This window comes from Amycolatopsis rhizosphaerae (genome assembly GCF_007713715.1).
Taxonomy (GTDB): domain Bacteria; phylum Actinomycetota; class Actinomycetes; order Mycobacteriales; family Pseudonocardiaceae; genus Amycolatopsis_E; species Amycolatopsis_E rhizosphaerae.
In genome coordinates this window covers 1-1006 of sequence record NZ_VJWX01000894.1, presented here as the reverse complement: position 1 = coordinate 1006, position 1006 = coordinate 1, and the positions used below count along the sequence as shown (strand labels likewise).

General features: G+C 70.4%; 1 protein-coding gene. It reads right to left on the bottom strand.

The features are described 5' to 3' along the window. Window positions 1–164 precede the first annotated feature (164 nt). Window positions 165–617 carry a PH domain-containing protein gene (locus FNH05_RS37675; RefSeq protein ID WP_144593584.1) on the bottom strand — a complete coding sequence of 151 codons (453 nt, stop codon included), beginning with the start codon at window positions 615–617 and terminating at the stop codon, window positions 165–167. Window positions 618–1006: the final 389 nt, after the last annotated feature.

The following is a 1006-nucleotide window of genomic DNA, read 5'->3' as shown; positions in this document are numbered from 1 at the left end:
GCCGAGATCGCCGCCTACGCGGCCGCCTACGGACCGCAGCGTGCGGCCGTGGACGCCTTGTACGAGGTGACTGCCGCCCGCTACGCGGACCCGGCCCTGCGCTTCCGCGCCTCCGCCCGGATCGAGGACTGGTAGGCCCCCGAGCGGCGGAACGGGGGTCGAGGTCAGTCCTGGCCGGGGGAGTCGCCGGGGGCGAGGTCTTCGGGGGCGATGTCGTCGGTGAGGCCGCTGGGGTCCTTCACCCGGCCTCCGCTGGCCAGTGAGATGACCGGCAGGTGCCGGGGGCGCACGGTGGGCAGCGTGATCTGGCTGCCGTCGCCCAGCACGGCGCGCACCTTCGACCGCTTGGTGATGGCCAGGCCCTTGAGCGCCTCCCACGGCAGGTCGCGGTGGCCGAACACGGTGCGGATCGCCAGGCCCTGCGCGGTGGCCACGGTGCGGGTGCGCACCACGAACAGGATCAGGCCCAGCGGCACGAGGTAGAGCGCCCACAGGCCCGGAACCCCGTTGAAGGACACCGGAATCAGGCACACCATCAGGAACACGATCGCGAGGAACGCGGTTCCCGGGATGCGGAACACCGCCTTCCGGCCCGGCTCGGGCTGTTTGTCGGCCACCCCAAGATGGTGCACCGCGCGGTCCTCCCCGCCGAAGACGGGGTCCTCTCCCGGCCGGGCCCGGGGAACGACCGGGCGTCCGACTGTGGGACTGCCCAGTATCCGGGATCACGATCCCGCAGAGTTGACACTCGTCGCAACGAGCCGTTAACGTCGTGCCCGTGACATCGCAGAACGGCCTCGTACTTCCCCGGCGCGTCGACGCTTAGGGGACGAAGCCCGCTGCGTCGACGCGCGACCCTCGTGCGACCTTTGTGGTCGGCGAGGTTTTTTGTTGCCCGAGCGGCAAACTCGACCAAGCCCACCCGAACGAGTGACACCCCCCACGAGACCGACGAGGCAGAACAGATGACAAGCGCCACCCCGCGATCGGAAACAAAGGACGGCCA